The sequence below is a fragment of the Cereibacter azotoformans genome (assembly GCF_021391315.1).
GTDB lineage: Bacteria > Pseudomonadota > Alphaproteobacteria > Rhodobacterales > Rhodobacteraceae > Cereibacter_A > Cereibacter_A azotoformans.
This window is the reverse complement of the sequence record NZ_CP090021.1, coordinates 2688606-2704023: the sequence shown is the minus strand read 5'-3', so window position 1 is coordinate 2704023 and position 15418 is coordinate 2688606. Positions and strand designations below refer to the sequence as shown.

General features: G+C 69.7%; 13 protein-coding genes. 6 read left to right on the top strand and 7 right to left on the bottom strand.

Annotated elements, in window-relative coordinates:
• Positions 1 to 15: 15 nt before the first annotated feature.
• The 5 genes from LV780_RS13520 to LV780_RS13500 all read right to left on the bottom strand — a co-directional run bounded on the left by LV780_RS13520 (position 16) and on the right by LV780_RS13500 (position 6418).
• Positions 16 to 1635 carry an ABC transporter ATP-binding protein gene (locus LV780_RS13520; RefSeq protein ID WP_108221968.1) on the bottom strand — a complete coding sequence of 540 codons (1620 nt, stop codon included), beginning with the start codon at positions 1633 to 1635 and terminating at the stop codon, positions 16 to 18.
• Position 1636: 1 nt separating this feature from the next.
• The gene (locus LV780_RS13515) at positions 1637 to 2776 is read right to left on the bottom strand and encodes an ABC transporter permease (RefSeq protein ID WP_108221967.1); all 1140 of its coding nucleotides are present in this window, start codon (positions 2774 to 2776) and stop codon (positions 1637 to 1639) included.
• A complete protein-coding gene (oppB, locus tag LV780_RS13510; protein ID WP_011909834.1) occupies positions 2769 to 3692 on the bottom strand; it encodes an oligopeptide ABC transporter permease OppB in 924 nt (307 codons plus the stop codon). Before oppB ends, LV780_RS13515 begins: the two co-directional genes overlap by 8 nt.
• 56 nt (positions 3693 to 3748) lie before the next feature.
• A complete protein-coding gene (locus tag LV780_RS13505) occupies positions 3749 to 5338 on the bottom strand; it encodes a peptide ABC transporter substrate-binding protein (protein WP_108221966.1) in 1590 nt (529 codons plus the stop codon).
• Positions 5339 to 5494: 156 nt separating this feature from the next.
• Positions 5495 to 6418 (bottom strand): NAD(P)/FAD-dependent oxidoreductase, encoded by a 924-nt coding sequence (locus LV780_RS13500; RefSeq protein ID WP_108221964.1) that lies wholly within the window; start codon positions 6416 to 6418, stop codon positions 5495 to 5497.
• Between the two features lie 340 nt (positions 6419 to 6758).
• Here LV780_RS13500 and LV780_RS13495 point away from each other — a divergent pair, with 340 nt between their 5' ends.
• Positions 6759 to 6968, top strand: coding sequence for a hypothetical protein (locus LV780_RS13495; protein WP_233863825.1), 210 nt, complete (start codon positions 6759 to 6761; stop codon positions 6966 to 6968).
• 66 nt (positions 6969 to 7034) lie between these two features.
• On the opposite strand, the gene LV780_RS13490 is transcribed toward LV780_RS13495, so the two are convergent.
• Positions 7035 to 9329 carry a DEAD/DEAH box helicase gene (locus LV780_RS13490; protein WP_108221962.1) on the bottom strand — a complete coding sequence of 765 codons (2295 nt, stop codon included), beginning with the start codon at positions 9327 to 9329 and terminating at the stop codon, positions 7035 to 7037.
• Between the two features lie 313 nt (positions 9330 to 9642).
• On the opposite strand from LV780_RS13490, the gene trxA reads away from it, so the two are divergent.
• From trxA to LV780_RS13475, 3 genes are read left to right on the top strand one after another with little or no spacing between them, the layout of a single operon-like run.
• Entirely contained in the window at positions 9643 to 10557 is a 915-nt protein-coding gene (gene trxA / locus LV780_RS13485; protein WP_108221960.1) for a thioredoxin, read from the top strand.
• Between the two features lie 27 nt (positions 10558 to 10584).
• The gene (locus LV780_RS13480; RefSeq protein ID WP_044248408.1) at positions 10585 to 11229 is read left to right on the top strand and encodes an LON peptidase substrate-binding domain-containing protein; all 645 of its coding nucleotides are present in this window, start codon (positions 10585 to 10587) and stop codon (positions 11227 to 11229) included.
• Positions 11226 to 11405, top strand: a complete 180-nt coding sequence (locus LV780_RS13475; protein ID WP_011909841.1) for a Trm112 family protein — start codon at positions 11226 to 11228, stop codon at positions 11403 to 11405. The genes LV780_RS13480 and LV780_RS13475 overlap by 4 nt, the downstream gene beginning before the upstream one ends.
• A 75-nt stretch (positions 11406 to 11480) precedes the next feature.
• Here LV780_RS13475 and LV780_RS13470 read toward each other — a convergent pair whose 3' ends face one another.
• Positions 11481 to 12707: a UbiH/UbiF/VisC/COQ6 family ubiquinone biosynthesis hydroxylase gene (locus LV780_RS13470; RefSeq protein ID WP_108221958.1), complete on the bottom strand. Its 1227-nt coding sequence runs from the start codon at positions 12705 to 12707 to the stop codon at positions 11481 to 11483.
• Between the two features lie 82 nt (positions 12708 to 12789).
• Between LV780_RS13470 and LV780_RS13465 the strand changes: the two genes are divergently transcribed.
• Positions 12790 to 14115, top strand: coding sequence for an amidase (locus tag LV780_RS13465; protein ID WP_108221956.1), 1326 nt, complete (start codon positions 12790 to 12792; stop codon positions 14113 to 14115).
• Positions 14116 to 14237: 122 nt separating this feature from the next.
• Positions 14238 to 15416, top strand: a complete 1179-nt coding sequence (locus tag LV780_RS13460; RefSeq protein ID WP_108221954.1) for an aminotransferase class I/II-fold pyridoxal phosphate-dependent enzyme — start codon at positions 14238 to 14240, stop codon at positions 15414 to 15416.
• Positions 15417 to 15418 lie beyond the last annotated feature (2 nt).

The window sequence follows — 15418 nt, the reverse complement described above, 5'->3', positions numbered from 1 at the left end:
GCGCGGTGAAACCGCTCAGGCGCCCGTCCGTTCCGCGTCTTCGCGGAAGCGCCGCGTCTCGAGCGCGGCGGCCATCAGCGTGCGGGTGTAGCTCTCCTGCGGGCGGTCGAAGATGTCGGCGGTCGGCCCCTCTTCCACGATGCGCCCCTCCTTCATCACCACGATGTAGTCGGACAGCGCCCGCACCACCGCAAGATCGTGGCTGATGAAGAGGTAGGACAGCCCGTGCCGCGCCTGCAGGTCGCGCAGCAGGTCCACGATCTGCTTCTGCACCGAGCGGTCGAGCGCCGAGGTCGGCTCGTCCAGCACGATGACCTTGGGCTTCAGGATCATCGAGCGGGCGATGGCGATGCGCTGGCGCTGGCCGCCCGAGAATTCGTGCGGATAGCGGTTACGCATGTCGGGGCTGAGGCCGACCTCGGCCAGCGCCTCGCCCGCGCGGCGGTCCCGCTCGCGCGAGGACAGGCCGGGCTCGTGGATCTTCAGCCCCTCGGTGATGATCCGCCCCACCGTCATCCGCGGCGACAGGCTGCCGAACGGGTCCTGGAACACCAGCTGCATCCGCTGCCGAAGGGGCCGCATCGCGGCCGGGTCGCGGGCCAGTTCGCGCCCCTCGAAGGTCACGAGACCCGCCGAGGGCAGAAGCCGCAGGAGCGCCCGGCCGAGCGTGGACTTGCCCGAGCCTGACTCGCCCACCACGCCGATGGTCTGTCCTTGCCGCAGCCGCACCGACACCCGGTCCACGGCGCGCAGCTCCTCGGCCTTGCGGAAAAGGCCGCCGCCGCTCGAGAAGGTCACCTCGATGTCCCGCCCCTCCATCAGCACGGGGGCGGTCTCGGGCGGGGGGGCCTTGGTGCCTTCGGGTTCCGCATCGAGCAGCATCCGCGTGTAGGGATGGGCAGGCGCCGCGAAGAGGGCGCCGGTCTCGCCGGTCTCGACCACCTCGCCCGCCTGCATCACATAGACCCGGTCGGCAAACCGCTGCACGATCCCGAGATCGTGGGTGATGAAGAGGATCGCCATGCCGAGCCGCTTCTGCAGATCGGCCAGAAGCGTCAGGATCTGCGCCTGGATCGTCACGTCGAGCGCGGTCGTGGGCTCGTCGGCGATCAGGATGTCGGGATCGCAGGCCAGCGCCATCGCGATCATCACCCGCTGGCGCTGCCCGCCCGACAATTCGTGCGGATAGCTGTCGATCCGCCGCTCGGGCTCGGGGATGCCGACGAGGCGCAAGAGGTCCACGATCCGCGGCCGCGCGGCTCGTTTTGAAAGCCCGCGGTGGAAGCGCAAGGGCTCGGCCAGCTGGTCGCCGATCCGGTAGAGCGGGTCGAGCGAGGTCATCGGCTCCTGGAAGATCATGGTGATCTTGTCGCCGCGCACCTTGTTCAACTCGCGCTCGGGCAGGCCGATCAGCTCGCGCCCGCGGTAGCGCGCCGAGCCGGTGGCGCGGCCGTTCTGCGCCAGAAGCCCCATCAGCGCCATCGTGGTCTGGCTTTTCCCCGAACCGCTTTCGCCGACGATGGCCACGGTCTCGCCGGGCATCACCGAGAGGTCGATGCCGCGCACGGCCTCCACCTCGCCGTCGTTGGTGTCGAAGGTGACGCGCAGTCCCTTGACGTCGAGAACAGGCTCCATCTCAGCGGTCCTTCGGGTCGAGGCTGTCGCGCAATCCGTCGCCGAGGAAGTTCAGCGCGAACAGGATCGCGGTCAGCGTGAGGGCAGGCCAGATCAAGAGCCACGGCGCGCCGCGCATGTTGGCGGCGCCTTCCGAGATCAGAAGGCCCAAAGAGGTCAGCGGCTCCTGCACGCCGAGGCCGAGGAAGGACAGCAGGCTTTCCAGCAGGATGGCCTTGGGCACCAGCAGCGTGACGAAGACGATCACCGGCCCGAGCGTGTTCGGCACTATGTGCCGAATCAGGATGCCCGCGCGCGTGGCCCCCAGCGCCTCGGCCGCCTGCACGAACTCCTGCCGTTTCAGGCTGAGCGTCTGGCCCCTTACGATCCGCGCCATGTCCAGCCACTCGGTCGCGCCGATGGCGATGAAGATGATGACGATGTTCCGGCCGAAGAACACCACGAGCAGGATCACGAAGAAGATGAAGGGCAGCGAGTAGAGGATGTCCACGATCCGCATCATCACGTTGTCCACCCGCCCGCCGAGATAGCCCGAGATCGCGCCGTAGGTAACGCCCAGAAGGAGCGCCATGGCCGAGGCGAGAAGGCCGATCGCGAGCGAGATCCGCACCCCGATGAAGATGCGCGACATCAGATCCCGCCCCACGGCATCGGTGCCGAAGAGGAAGTAGAGCTGCTCCACATCGGCCGAGAGCGTGCCGCTCAATCCGTCGGGCGCAAGGTCGAGCCGCGGATTGATGAAGAGGTCGGACCGCTGGAAATAGCGCAGGATGCGTTCGTCGATCGGCTCGTCGTCGGCGATCTCGACCGAGACGGTGCCGTTCTCGAGCACCGGCGTCCCCTCGACCCGGGCGCGGGCCATCGTGCGTTCGAAATTCGGGATCACCACATCGGCGCGCGGGTAAGGCTCGAGGCTGGCGGGCGCGCGGACGAACTGGGGATAGACCCGCGTGTAGTCGTGCGGCGAGAGCATCGGGCCGAAGATCCCGACGAGGCCGAGGAAGATCAGCACCAGCGCCGAGGCGACCGCGGCGCGGTTCTTCCGCAGGCGGATCCAGGCGTCCTGCCAGAGCGAGCGGCCGACGAGGGCATCGGGTGCGGGCGCGGGCGTGCCCGGTGTGGGAATGGGCATCTCAGTCATAGCGCACCCGCGGGTCGAGAAGGGTGTAGAGCAGGTCCACGATCAGGTTGAACAGCAGGATGAAGAGCGCGATCACCACCACCGTCCCCATCACCAGCGTGTAGTCCCGCCCCAGCGCGCCTTGCACGAAGTAGCGCCCGATGCCGGGCAGGCCGAAGATCGTCTCGACCACGACCGAGCCGGTCAGAAGCCCCGCGGCCGTCGGTCCGAGATAGCTCACCGCGGGCAGCATGGCGGCGCGCAGGGCGTGCTTGACCACCACGGTCCGGGCGGGCAGCCCGTAGGCGCGGGCGGTGCGGACATGGTTCGAGCGCAGCGCCTCGATGGTCGCCCCGCGCACGAGGCGCGCGATCACTGCCACCTGCGGCAGTGCCAGCGTCACCACCGGCAGCACCCAGTAGGCGGGGTCCGACGCGGACCAGCCGCCCGCGGGAAGCCAGCGCAGGATCACCCCGAAGAACAGGCTGAGCAGCGGCGCCACCACGAAATTCGGCGTCGTGATCCCGAAGGTGGCAAGCCCCACGATCGTGTAGTCGAGCCAGGAGTTCTGCCTCAGCGCGGCAATGGCCCCGAGGACGGTGCCGATCAGCACCGCAAGCGAGATCGCCAGCCCGCCGAGCAGCATCGACACCGGCAGGCCCGAGGCGAAGAGGTCGTTGACGCTGAAATCGCGCTTCGTGAAGGACGGTCCGAGATCGCCCCTCAGCAGGTTGCCCATGTAGGTCAGATATTGCGACCAGAGCGACCCGTCGAGGTTATAGGCCCGCTTGAGGTTCTCCATGATGAGCGGATCGAGCGGCCGCTCGAGGTCGAACGGGCCGCCCGGCGCCAGCCGGATCATGAAGAAGGTGAGCGTGACGATGATGAAGACGGTCGGCACGGCCGAAGCGAGCCGTCGCAGCGTGTAGCGAAGCATCGGAAAAGCCCTCGCAAGGGGGGCGCGACGGAGGATCCGCGCGCGCCCCGTAACGATTACTGGGACAGCGAGAGCCAGCGGGTCTGGTGGACGTCGGGCAGGTTGTCCTCGTAGCCCTGCACCCGGTCCGAAACGAGCGCGCGCGAGGAGTAGGTGAGCAGCGGGATCGCCGGCACCTCGTCGAGCAGGATCGTCTCGGCCTCGGCCATGATCTGTGCCCGCGCGTCGAGATCCTGGGTCTGGGCGGCCCTGTCCATCAGCGCGTCGTAATCGGCGTTCTCCCAGCGCGGATAGTTGAAGGGCACGCCGCCCTCGAACAGGAACAGGAAGTTCTGCGGGTCGGAATAGTCGCCGATCCAGCCCGCGCGCACGATGTCGAAGGCGCCGCCTTCCTTGAGGTAGTTGAAGTAGTTCGTCCCCTCCATCTCGTTCAGCGTCGCGTTGATGCCGATGTTCTTCAGCATGTCGGCGATGGCGGTCATCGTGTTGCGATGGTTCTCGGACGAGTTGTAGGAGAGCTGCACGGTCAGGCTGCCCTCGGCCACGCCCGCTTCCTCGAGGAGCGCCTTGGCCCGGTCCTCGCGGTCGAGCAGATCCTCTTCGGCATAATCGAGCGAGGGAGGCGTCTCGACATAGTTCGAGATGCCCGGCGGGACGATCGAATAGCCGGACAGCATCGTCTCCTGCCAGACCTGCTCGGCGATGAAGTCGCGGTCGAGCACGAGCGAGATCGCCTGACGCACGCGCTTGTCCTTGAGCGGGCTGCCGTCGGCGCCCTTCACCGGCAGGTAGTAGGTGCCGAGATAGGGCGCGATGCGCAGCTTCTCGCCGAGGTTCTGGCGCATGTAGCTCATCTGTTCGGCGGGCACGTCGGTGCAGATCTGCACCTCCTGCGCCTCGAAGCGCCGCAGGCAGGCCGAGCGATCCTCGAAGGGCACCCATTCGACGCGATCGACGGCGATGTCCTGCGCGCCGTGGAAATGTTCGTTCTTCTCCATCACGATGCGATCGTTCGGCACGAAGCTGACCAGCTTGTAGGCCCCGTTCGTGACCATCACGCCCGGCCGCGTGAAGTTCGCGCCTTCCGCCTCGACCGTCGCCGGATGCAGCGGCAGCGAGGACTGGTGCGTGAGCAGTTCGAGGAAGTAGGGGGTGGGCGCGTTCAGGGTGATTTGCAGCGTATGATCATCCACCGCCTCGACCCCCAGCTCTTCCGGGGTCATCTGGCCCGAGGCGACGGCTTCGGCGTTCAGGATCGGGTAGAGGATGTTGGCATAGACCGCCGCTGTCGCGGGCGTCACGATCCGGCGCAGCGCGAAGACGAAGTCGCCGGCCACCACCGGATCGCCGTTCGACCATTTCGCATCGTCGCGCAGCTTGAAGCTGTAGGTCAGACCATCCTCCGAGATCTCCCAGCTCTCGGCTACCCCCGGCACCACCTCGCCCCGCGCATCCTGCACCACGAGCCCCTCGTAGAGATCGTTCAGGATCCGGCTCTCGGCCACGGTCGAGGTCAGGTGATGGTCGAGCGTCGCGGGATCGGTGTCGTTGCCCCGGACAAGGGTCACCTGCGCAGCGGCAGCGCCGGCGCCTGCAACGATCATCGCGAGAAGACAGGCCCCGGTGCGGAGCGGCAAGCGTGTCATGGCGGGAAGTCCTCCGTGTTGGTCCTTCTGGTTGAATCGATCCTTCTGCATGTTTGCCCGCCGCCGGAAGATCGGATGCCGTCACGGCACCCCGGCATGAGCAAGATCTTGCCGGTCCCGGTGAACGACCTGCCGCGGCAGCGGTTCCCGACGCCCTCAGGCGGGCTGCTTCGGCAGGCGTGACAGGCTGAGCCCTTCGGCCGCCCTGAGATGGTTGTGAATGTCGGTGGCCGCGATCTCGGCCTGCGCCATGGCCACCGCGATCTGGTTGAGACCCGTCACCACGTCGCCCGCGGCCCAGACGCCCGGCAGTTCCGTGCGCTGGTGGGCATCGGTGCCGATCCGGCCGTCGGGCTGAAGGGCCATGCCCAGCGACCGGGGGAGGGCGGTCTGCGGATCGTTCCCGAGGCCGGCATAGAGCGTGTCGAACCGGCCGGGCTCGCCGTCCGCGAAATGAATGGTGACCCGCCGCCCTGCGGCCTCGATCCGCCGGATGGGGCGGCGGTCCACCCGCACCCCGGCATCGGCCAGCGGTCGATGCGACGCCTCCGGCAGATCCTGACCCATCGAGACGAGCGTGATCCTCGGGGAGTAGCTGCGCAGGAAGAGCGCCTCGCTCACGGCGCAATCCTCGTGCCCCAGAACGGCAATGCAATGGTCGATCACCTCGAACGCATCGCAGACCGGGCACTGCCGGATGAGCCCCTCGCGCACATGGCGCACCACGTCGGGCAGATCGGGCAGCCGGTCGCGGACCCCCGTCGCAAGGATGAGGTGGCGCGCCTCCAGTGGCCCCTGCTTCGTCTCGATCCGCCAGCCCCCATCCGGCAGGCGGCGCCCCGACTCGGCCGCGAGGGGAGCAGGCGAGATGCCCAGCCGCCCCAGTTGTGCCCGCATCCGCGAGAGAAGCTCGGCGCCGCGGATGCCGTCGGGGAAGGCGGGATGGTTGTGCGAGCGCGGGATCAGCGAGGCCCGGCTCTCGCCGCCGTCAAGCAGCAGGACGCTGCGCCGGAAGCGGGCGAGGAAGATGGCGGCGGTCAGGCCAGCGGGGCCGGCGCCCACGATGATGCAGTCGGCCATGTCGATCTGTCTCTCCCGATCCGGTCGGGGCGGACCTCGCCCCCGCAGCGTAAGCCGCAGCAACCTCCGGGCCCGCGCGGCATGAGCCGCAGCAACCCCTAGAGCCTGCCATCGTTCCGACAAAAAATGTTCGTCCAATGTGAACCAAGTCGGGGTTCCGCGCGTTTCGCCGCCGGCGAGGATTGGGAAGAGCTTGATGATTGCGGCAGAAGATCCGTTGCAGGACAGCGTGACGAGTGCGGCCAGGGTTCCTACGGATGTCAGACTGATCGGGAGTGTGCGGGTAATGACCTGCGAGGCCTCTCCGATCGGCCCGCAACCGCCGCCTGCGGCCGGAGTCATGCTCCACCTCAGCCGCGATCCTCGGCGGCCTTTCGCCTCGAACGTGGTGCTGCTGGTCGATGAGGCCGGTGACGCGGTGGCCGAGATCCCGAGCCTTCCGGTGCGCGTGCTGGCGGCGCTTCTCGACAACGGCTGCCAGTCCCTTGCGCTTGTCGAGGAGAGCGGGCCCCGCCTCTCGGTGGGGATCCATCTGGCGGCCCCCTTCTGAACAGGGGGCGCGCTTCACCCGAGGCGCAGGTTGCCGCCCGGGTGGGGGCGACAACCGTCTCGTTTCTCAGCCGCGCGGCTTTTTCGGAGGCGTGAAACGGCGGCTCGTGTCCGAGGCATCCGCGCGCGGTTTCCGCGGAGCGTCCTTCTTGGCGAAGTCCTTCTTGGCGCCCCCTTCGGCGCGCGGCTTTGCGGGCCGGTCGTCGCGCGCGCCCTTGTAGCCCGACGGACGGGCCGGGCGGGCATCCGGGCCGCGCTCGCGCGGGCCTGTCTCGTCCCGAGCCGGCTTGTCATGGGATTTGAAGCCCGCCGCCCGCGGCGCGCCCTCGCCGCGCGGCTTGCCGCGGGGGGCGTCGTCGCCGGCAGCACCGTGCGACTTGTAGCCGGTGGACCGGCCGGCCGTTCCGCCGTGCGACTTGTAGCCGGCCGAGCGGCCGGTGCCCTCGGCCCGCGTGGCCGCGCCCTTGTAGGCGGGCCGCGCCGGACGTTCGCCCTGCGGCTGCCGCGGCTTGCGCCCCTCGTCAGAGCCCTCGCGGCGGGCGCCGGTGCCTTCCTGCATCTCGCGCTTCGCGACATGCCCGCTGTCCTCGCGCCGGGGGCGGGCGGGGCGGTCGTCGGGCGTCCAGCCGCTGCGCGGAGCCTCGTCCCGCTCCTCCTCGACGAAGCGCGAGGGCTTGGGCTGGTAAGGCGCCTTCTCGCGCCGCGGGGCCTCGTCCCGCGTGCGGGCCGTGCGCTCGGCGAAAGGCTTGCGCGGCGCGCGTTCCGGCCGCTCGAGCGAGGGTTCGCCCTCCAGCCGGACCATGCCCACGCCGGCCTCGATCTCGAGCGCGTCGCCGAACTTCTTGGCGGCCGCCTTGGCGATCTGGACGAAGGTCTGCTCCTGCTGGACGCGGATCGCGCCGATCTCGTTCTTGGTGACACCGCCCGCTTCGCAGATCTTGGGCAGCAGCCAGCGCGCCTCGGCGCGTCCGGTGTGGCCCACGCCCACCGAATACCAGACGGCCTCGCCGAACTCGCCCCGTTCGCGCGGCGCGCGCTGCGCGGGTTCGGGCGGGGCCACGTCCTGAAGCACCTCGGGCGCCGAACGCGCCTCGCGCCAGAGCCGCACGAAGGCCGACGCCATCTGCGCGGGGCCGAACCGCTCGAGCAGCTTCTCGGCCAGCGGCATCTCCTCGGACAGATCCTGCCCGAGCACCGGATGTTCGAGCAGCCGCGCGTCGTCGCGTTCCTGCACCTCGTCGGCCGAGGGCGGCTTGCCCCAGTCGGCCACGAGCTTCGCCCCGGACAGCAGCCGCTGCGCCTTGCGCACCTCGGAGGGCGCGGCGATCAGCACCGACACGCCCTTGGCGCCCGCGCGGCCGGTCCGGCCCGAGCGGTGCAGCAGCGTCTCGGAGTTGGTGGGCAGATCGGCGTGGATCACCAGTTCGAGCCCCGGAAGGTCTATGCCGCGCGCGGCCACGTCGGTCGCGATGCAGACCCGCGCGCGCCCGTCGCGCAGCGCCTGCAGCGCATGGGTCCGCTCCTGCTGCGACAGCTCGCCCGAGAGCGCCACGACCTGAAAGCCGCGGTTGCCCATCCGCGCGAGAAGATGGTTCACCGCCATCCGCGTCTTGCAGAAGACGATCGCCGAGGGCGCCTCGTAGAAGCGCAGCACGTTGAAGATCGCATGTTCCCGGTCGCGCGCGCTGACGGTCAGGACGCGATACTCGATGTCGGCATGCTGCTTGCGCTCGCCCGCGGTCTGGATGCGGACGGCGTCCTGCTGGAACTCCTTGGCCAGCGCCTCGATCTCCTTCGGCACGGTGGCCGAGAACATCAGCGTGCGGCGTTCCTCGGGGGCGGAGCCAAGGATGAACTCCAGATCCTCGCGGAAGCCGAGGTCGAGCATCTCGTCGGCCTCGTCCAGCACCACGGCGCGCAGGCCGGTCAGATCCAGCGAGCCGCGCTCGATATGGTCGCGCAGGCGGCCGGGGGTGCCGACGACGATATGGGCGCCGCGTTCGAGCGCCCTACGCTCGGTGCGGTAGTCCATGCCGCCGACGCAGGTGGCAATCTGGGCGCCGGCTTCGGCATAGAGCCAGCCAAGCTCGCGCGCGACCTGCAGCGCCAGCTCGCGGGTGGGGGCGATGGCAAGCGCGATCGGCGTGTCGGCGAACAGGAGCCGGTCGGCGCCCTGCAGGATCTGGTCGGCCACGGCGATGCCGAAGGCCACGGTCTTGCCCGAGCCGGTCTGGGCCGAGACGAGCGCGTCGCGTCCGGCCACGCCTTCGGCGAGCACGGCCTCCTGCACGGGGGTGAGGGACTCGTAGCCCTTGGCGGCAAGCGCCGCGGCCAGCGGCGCGGCAATATCGGTATGGGTCATGTATCTGCCAAATGGGGGACGCGCAGCGGCGCCCGGGTTGACGGCCAACCTTCTCCCATCGCGGCCAGGCCTCCTCGCCCGCCGTCCCGAGGTTCCGGGCCGTCCGGGGGCTCTACAGGATTCGGGCGGCCCTGTATAGCGGCTTGACCGCGACGGGGCTGTCGCAGACCGATCGGACCGGGCCGGCGGAGGGTCGGCCCGTCCCTGCCAGGCATGCCTGCCGGTCTTTGCGGGGACGGCGCATGGTTTGCCTCTTGGCCTTTGCCGGACCGGCGCGCATATAGGGGCACCACGTCAGACGGAGGATGAACCCATGCTCGGATTCGGTGACAAGCCCGCGAACGGCGCCGCTCCGAAGGGCGATCTCGTGAAGGACACGTCAGAAGCGACCTTCATGCAGGATGTGATCGACGCCAGCCGCGAAGTGCCGGTGATCGTCGATTTCTGGGCGCCCTGGTGCGGGCCCTGCAAGACCCTGGGACCGGCGCTCGAGGCCGCGGTGACGGCCGCCAAGGGCAAGGTCCGCATGGTCAAGGTCAACGTGGACGAGAACCAGATGATCGCGGCGCAGCTGCGCATCCAGTCGATCCCGACCGTCTATGCCTTCTTTCAGGGCCAGCCGGTCGATGGCTTCCAGGGGGCGCTGCCGGCCTCGGAGGTGACGAAGTTCGTGGACAAGATCGCGGCCATGGGCGGCGATGGCGGTCTGGGCGACGCGCTGGCCGCGGCCGAGGAGATGCTGGCCGAAGGCGCCATCGTGGATGCGCTCGAGACTTTCGCCGCCATCCTCGGCGAAGAGCCCGAAAATGCTGCGGCCTATGCGGGCCTGATCCGCTGCCATCTGGCGGCCGGCGATCTGGATCAGGCCGAGGCCTATGCGGCGGCCGCCCCTGCCGCCATCGCCAAGGCCAAGGAGATCGAGGGCGCGCGCGCGCAGATCGAGCTGGCCCGGCAGGCCGCCAAGGCGGGGCCGGTGACCGAGCTGAGCCGGGCCGTCGAGGCGGATCCCGCCAACCATCAGGCGCGCTTCGACCTTGCGCTCGCGCTCCATGCCTCGGGCAAGGTCGAGGAGGCCGTGGACCAGCTTCTCGAACTGTTCCGCCGCGATCGCGAGTGGAACGAGGGCGCGGCGCGGACCCAGCTTTTCACCATCTTCGACGCGCTGAAGCCGACCGATCCGATCGTGCTGAAAGGGCGCCGGCGGCTGTCCTCGATGATATTTGCCTGAACGATGGGGCGCTCTAGTTCAGAGCCCATGATCAAGCAGGCCGATCTTCCCGACGTCATTCCGGTGTTCCCGCTGCCCGGAGCCCTGCTCCTGCCGCGGGCACGCCTGCCCCTTCATATCTTCGAGCCGCGCTATCTGCAGATGCTCGAGGACACGCTGAAGACGCCGCAGCGGCTGATCGGCATGGTGCAGCCGCGCGACGTGCCCGGAGGCGCGGAGAAGCGCCTTCATGCCATCGGCTGCGCGGGCCGCCTGACGGGCTTTTCCGAAACCGAGGACGGGCGCTACATGATCACCCTCTCGGGCATCTCGCGGTTTCGCGTCCTGTCCGAGGTGCAGGGGTTCACGCCCTACCGCCGCTGCACCGTGGACTGGAGCGACTTCACCCGCGATCTGGGCCCGACCGAGTCTGACTGCGGCTTCCGGCGGGATGCCTTTCTCGAGCTGCTCGGGCGCTACTTCGCCGCGATGGAGCTTTCAACCGACTGGGGCAGCCTGCGCGAGGCCGAGGAAGAGCTTCTCATCAACTCGCTCTCGATGCTTTGCCCCTTCGATCCCGAGGACAAGCAGGCGCTGCTCGAGGCGCCGTCGCTGGAAACCCGGCGCGAGACGCTGGTGACGCTGATCGAATTCGCCCTCAGGGGCGGCAATGGTGAAGAGGTGATGCAATGACCGAGTCCCCCCAGTTCGACCGCCGGATGCTCGAGGCGCTCGTCTGCCCCGTGTCCCAGTCGGGGCTGAGCTATGACGCCGAGCGGCAGGAGCTGGTGTCGCGCCAGGCTCGGCTGGCCTTTCCGATCCGCGACGGGATCCCGATCATGCTGGTGTCGGAAGCGCGCGAACTCTGACCCGCGGGGCCTTGGGCCGGCGCCGGGGGCTGTCTGCCCCCGGACCCCCGAGGATATTTGGGCAGAGTGAAAGGCTCAGATCGGGCGGCCCTGGAGCAGCCGGGGGAGATCCCCCGTGAGACCGGCGGCCTGCCGGATGAAGCCGCGGCGCAGGCCCGGAACGGCGTTCACGATTCCCATGCCGAGGTCACGCCCCGCCCTCAGGATCGGATTGTCGTTCGAGAACAGACTGTTGACCATGTCCATTCCCAGCGCGAGCGCGGTGGCGTCGAAGCGGCGCCATTGTTGGTAGCGGTCAAGGACGAGCGGAGAGCCGACGTCTTCTCCGCGGCGGGCGGCGAGGGTCAGCACTTCGGCCAGGGCCGCCACATCGCGCAGGCCGAGGTTCAGCCCCTGGCCCGCGATCGGGTGGACGCCGTGGGCGGCGTCGCCCACCAGCGCCACGCGCGGCGCCACGAAGCTGTGGGCAAGCGACAGCGAGAGCGGATAGGTGAACCGCTCGCCGGCGAGGGAGATGGCGCCCAGGAAGTCGCCGAACCGCGGCCGGAGGGCGGTGAGATAGTCCGCGTCCGGCAGGCGCTGGATCTCGGCCGCGGCGGCGTCGCTCTCGCTCCAGACGATCGAGGAGCGGTTGCCGGGCAGCGGAAGGATGGCCAGCGGACCCGAGGGGAGGAAATACTGCCAGGCGGTGCCCTCGTGCGGGCGCTCGTGCTCGATCGCCGCGACGAGGGCGGTCTGGCCGTAGCCCCAGCCGGTGCGGCGGATGCCGGCGCGGCGCGCCGTGCCGCTCTGCCGTCCGTCGCAGCCCACGAGCAGCCGTCCCGAGAGGTGCGCTCCGGTCGAGAGGGTGATGGTGACGCCGCTCGCACCCACCTCCTGCGCCTCGACCGTGGCGCCCGAGATCAGGCGGATGCGCGGCTCGGCCTCCATCGCGGCGAGGAAGGCGGCGTAGAGAAAACGGTCCTCGAGCAGGTAGCCCATCGGCCCCTCCTCGATCTCGGCATGGTCGAAGGCCAGCACGAAGGGCGAGGGGCCGGTGGCGGTGGTGCCGTCCGAGGTCACGACCCGCAGGATCGGCTGGGCGCGGGGCGCAAGCCCGTCCCAGAGGCCGAGCGCCGCAAGCAGCCGCTGCGAGGCCAGCGCCAGCGCATAGGCGCGCCCGTCAAAGCCGGGCTCGGCGCGCTGGGGGGCGGGCCGCCCATCCACCACCGTCACGGAAAATCCGTTCCGCGCCAGCGCGAGGGCCAGAGCGGGGCCGTTCAGCCCGCCTCCGGCGATGAGGATGTCGGCATCTTGGGTCATGCGGGCCAATATGGCCGGGCGCGCGGGATTGTCCAGCCATGGCGCGGCGGTTACGGTTCCCGCGCGGGGCAGGGAGAGCGCGATGGACTGGCTGTGGATGACGGCGGCGGATCTGGGGCGGGGGATCGACGGGGGCCGGATCCATCCGGTCGAACTGGCCGAGGCGTTCCTTGACGCCGCGAGCGACCATCCCGAGGCCCCCCGGATCTACGCGCGGCTGACGCCCGAGCGCGCCCGTGGCGAGGCCATGGCCGCGGTCGAGCGTGCCAAGCTCGGCCTGCGCCGCGGGCCGCTGGATGGGGTGCCTGTCTCGTGGAAGGACCTGTTCGATACGGCAGGGATCCTGACCGAAGCGGGATCGCTGCTGCTGAAGGGGCGGCGGCCCGAGCGGGACGCCGAGGTGGTCGTGACGGCGACGCTGCAGGGGCTCGTCTGCCTCGGCAAGACCCACATGTCCGAGCTGGCCTTTTCCGGTCTGGGCCTGAACCCCGTGACCGCCACGCCGCCCTGCATCAACGATCCGGCGGCCGTGCCGGGGGGCTCCTCCTCGGGGGCCGCGGCCTCGGTGGCGTTCGGCCTGGCGCCCGCCGCCATCGGCTCGGACACCGGCGGGTCGGTGCGCATTCCCGCCGCCTGGAACGACCTGACCGGGCTCAAGACCACCGCCGGCCGGGTTCCGCTCGGGGGCGCCGTGCCGCTCGCCGCGCGGTTCGATACGGTGGGGCCGCTCGCGCGCAGCGTCGAGGATTGCGCGCTGCTGCTGGCGGCGCTGGAAGGCGGGCGGGCGCCCGATCTGCGTGGCGCTTCGCTGGCGGGGGCGCGGTTCCTCGTGCTCGAGACGGTCGCGCTCGAGGATCTCCGCGAGGCGCCGGCGCAGGGTTTCGACGAGGCCGTGGCGCGGCTGGCCCGTGCGGGGGCGCGGACCGAGCGGGGGGACGTGCCCGAGGTGGCCGAGGCGATGGCGCTGGCGGGCCCGCTCTTCACCGGCGAGGCCTACGGCACCTGGGCCGAGGTGATCGAGGCCGCGCCGCATCTCATGTTTCCGCGCATCCTTGAACGGTTCCGGTCGGGGACTCATGTCACGGCGGCGGACTATGTGGCCGCCTGGCAGAAGCTCGACCGGCTGCGGGCGGCCTGGAATGCGAAGACGGCGGGGTTTGACGCGGTTCTTGTGCCGACCTCGCCGATCCTGCCCCCGGATGCGGGTCGGTTGATGACCGACGAGGACTATTATGTCACCGAGAATCTGCTCGCGCTGCGCAACACGCGGATCGGCAACCTCATGGGGCTGCCGGTCCTGACCCTGCCGACGGGGCAGCCCTCGTGCGGGATCTCGCTCATGGGACAGCCCTTCCGCGAGGAGCGCCTGCTGCGCCTTGGCGCCGCGGCCGAACGGGCGTTGGGCTGAGGGGCGAAAAAGCCACAGCGCCGGGCGGGTCCGGGCCGCACCGGCCTTTTTCTGGACCCTCCGGCAAGTTGCCGCTATCCTGCGACAAACGGGGCGATACGACCCCGATCAAGAGGCAGTAGATGGCATTTCCCGAGCGGTTTTCGAACCTGCCAGATTACGCATTTCCGCGTCTGCGGAAGCTGTTGGACACGCACGCACCGGGCGGCGAGCCCGTCGCCATGACCATCGGCGAGCCCAGACATCCGATGCCGGAGTTCGTCGGACCCGTGCTGGCCGAGACTCTCCAGGGCTTCGCTGTCTATCCGCCGAACGACGGCACGCCCGAGCTGCTGGCCGCGATCGGCGGATGGCTGAAGCGGCGGTACCGGGTCGAGGTGGGGCCCGAGCGGCTCATGGTGCTGAATGGCACCCGCGAGGGGCTGTTCAACGCCGCGCTCGCGCTGGTGCCCGAGCAGAAGCGGGGCAAGCGCCCCGTGGTGCTGATGCCCAACCCCTTTTACCAGGTCTATGCGATGGCCGCGCTCGCCCTGGGGGCGGAGCCGGTCTATGTGCCCGCGCTTGCCTCGAACGGTTTCCTGCCGGATTACGCGGGCCTGCCCCGCGAGATCCTCGAGCGGACGGCGCTGGCCTATCTCTGCTCGCCCGCCAACCCGCAGGGCTCGGTCGCCTCGCGCGACTATTGGGCGAGCCTGATGGATCTGGCCGAGGCGCATGATTTCCGCATCTTCGCCGATGAGTGCTATTCCGAGATCTGGCGCACCGCGCCCCCAGCGGGCGCGCTCGAGGTGGCGGATGCGACGGGCGCGGACCCGGAACGGGTCTTCGTCTTCCACTCGCTGTCCAAGCGCTCGAACCTGCCGGGCCTGCGTTCGGGCTTTGTCGCCGGCGGGGCAGGGGGGATCGAGCGCATCCGGCAACTCCGGGCCTTTGCGGGCGCGCCGCTGCCCTTGCCCGTGCAGCGCGTCTCCGAGCGCGCCTGGTCCGACGAGGCGCATGTCGAGGCCAACCGCGCGCTCTATCAGGAGAAGTTCCGCATCGCCGATGCGGTCTTTTCCGGCCTTCAGGGCTATATGGGCCCCGAGGGAGGCTTTTTCCTCTGGCTGCCCGTCCCGGACGGCGAGGAAGCGGCGCTGAAGCTCTGGACCGAGACCGGGGTGCGGGTTCTGCCCGGTGCCTATCTCGCCCGCGAGGTCGGCGGAGAGAATCCCGGCAAGGGCTATATCAGGGTCGCCATGGTGGCCCCCAAGGACGAAATGCAGCGCGGGCTCATGCGGCTTCGCGACTGCCTTTACGGGTGAGG

Excerpts from the sequence above, each read along its gene's own strand:
- LV780_RS13465 (WP_108221956.1), top strand. The coding sequence starts at position 12,790 with ATGGACTGGCTGTGGATGACGGCGGCGGATCTGGGGCGGGGGATCGAC.
- LV780_RS13470 (WP_108221958.1), bottom strand. The coding sequence starts at position 12,707 with ATGACCCAAGATGCCGACATCCTCATCGCCGGAGGCGGGCTGAACGGC.
- LV780_RS13500 (WP_108221964.1), bottom strand. The coding sequence starts at position 6,418 with ATGGCCGACTGCATCATCGTGGGCGCCGGCCCCGCTGGCCTGACCGCC.
- LV780_RS13460 (WP_108221954.1), top strand. The coding sequence starts at position 14,238 with ATGGCATTTCCCGAGCGGTTTTCGAACCTGCCAGATTACGCATTTCCG.
- LV780_RS13480 (WP_044248408.1), top strand. The coding sequence starts at position 10,585 with ATGATCAAGCAGGCCGATCTTCCCGACGTCATTCCGGTGTTCCCGCTG.
- LV780_RS13495 (WP_233863825.1), top strand. The coding sequence starts at position 6,759 with ATGCTCCACCTCAGCCGCGATCCTCGGCGGCCTTTCGCCTCGAACGTG.
- LV780_RS13515 (WP_108221967.1), bottom strand. The coding sequence starts at position 2,776 with ATGACTGAGATGCCCATTCCCACACCGGGCACGCCCGCGCCCGCACCC.
- trxA (WP_108221960.1), top strand. The coding sequence starts at position 9,643 with ATGCTCGGATTCGGTGACAAGCCCGCGAACGGCGCCGCTCCGAAGGGC.
- LV780_RS13490 (WP_108221962.1), bottom strand. The coding sequence starts at position 9,329 with ATGACCCATACCGATATTGCCGCGCCGCTGGCCGCGGCGCTTGCCGCC.
- LV780_RS13520 (WP_108221968.1), bottom strand. The coding sequence starts at position 1,635 with ATGGAGCCTGTTCTCGACGTCAAGGGACTGCGCGTCACCTTCGACACC.
- LV780_RS13505 (WP_108221966.1), bottom strand. The coding sequence starts at position 5,338 with ATGACACGCTTGCCGCTCCGCACCGGGGCCTGTCTTCTCGCGATGATC.
- oppB (WP_011909834.1), bottom strand. The coding sequence starts at position 3,692 with ATGCTTCGCTACACGCTGCGACGGCTCGCTTCGGCCGTGCCGACCGTC.
- LV780_RS13475 (WP_011909841.1), top strand. The coding sequence starts at position 11,226 with ATGACCGAGTCCCCCCAGTTCGACCGCCGGATGCTCGAGGCGCTCGTC.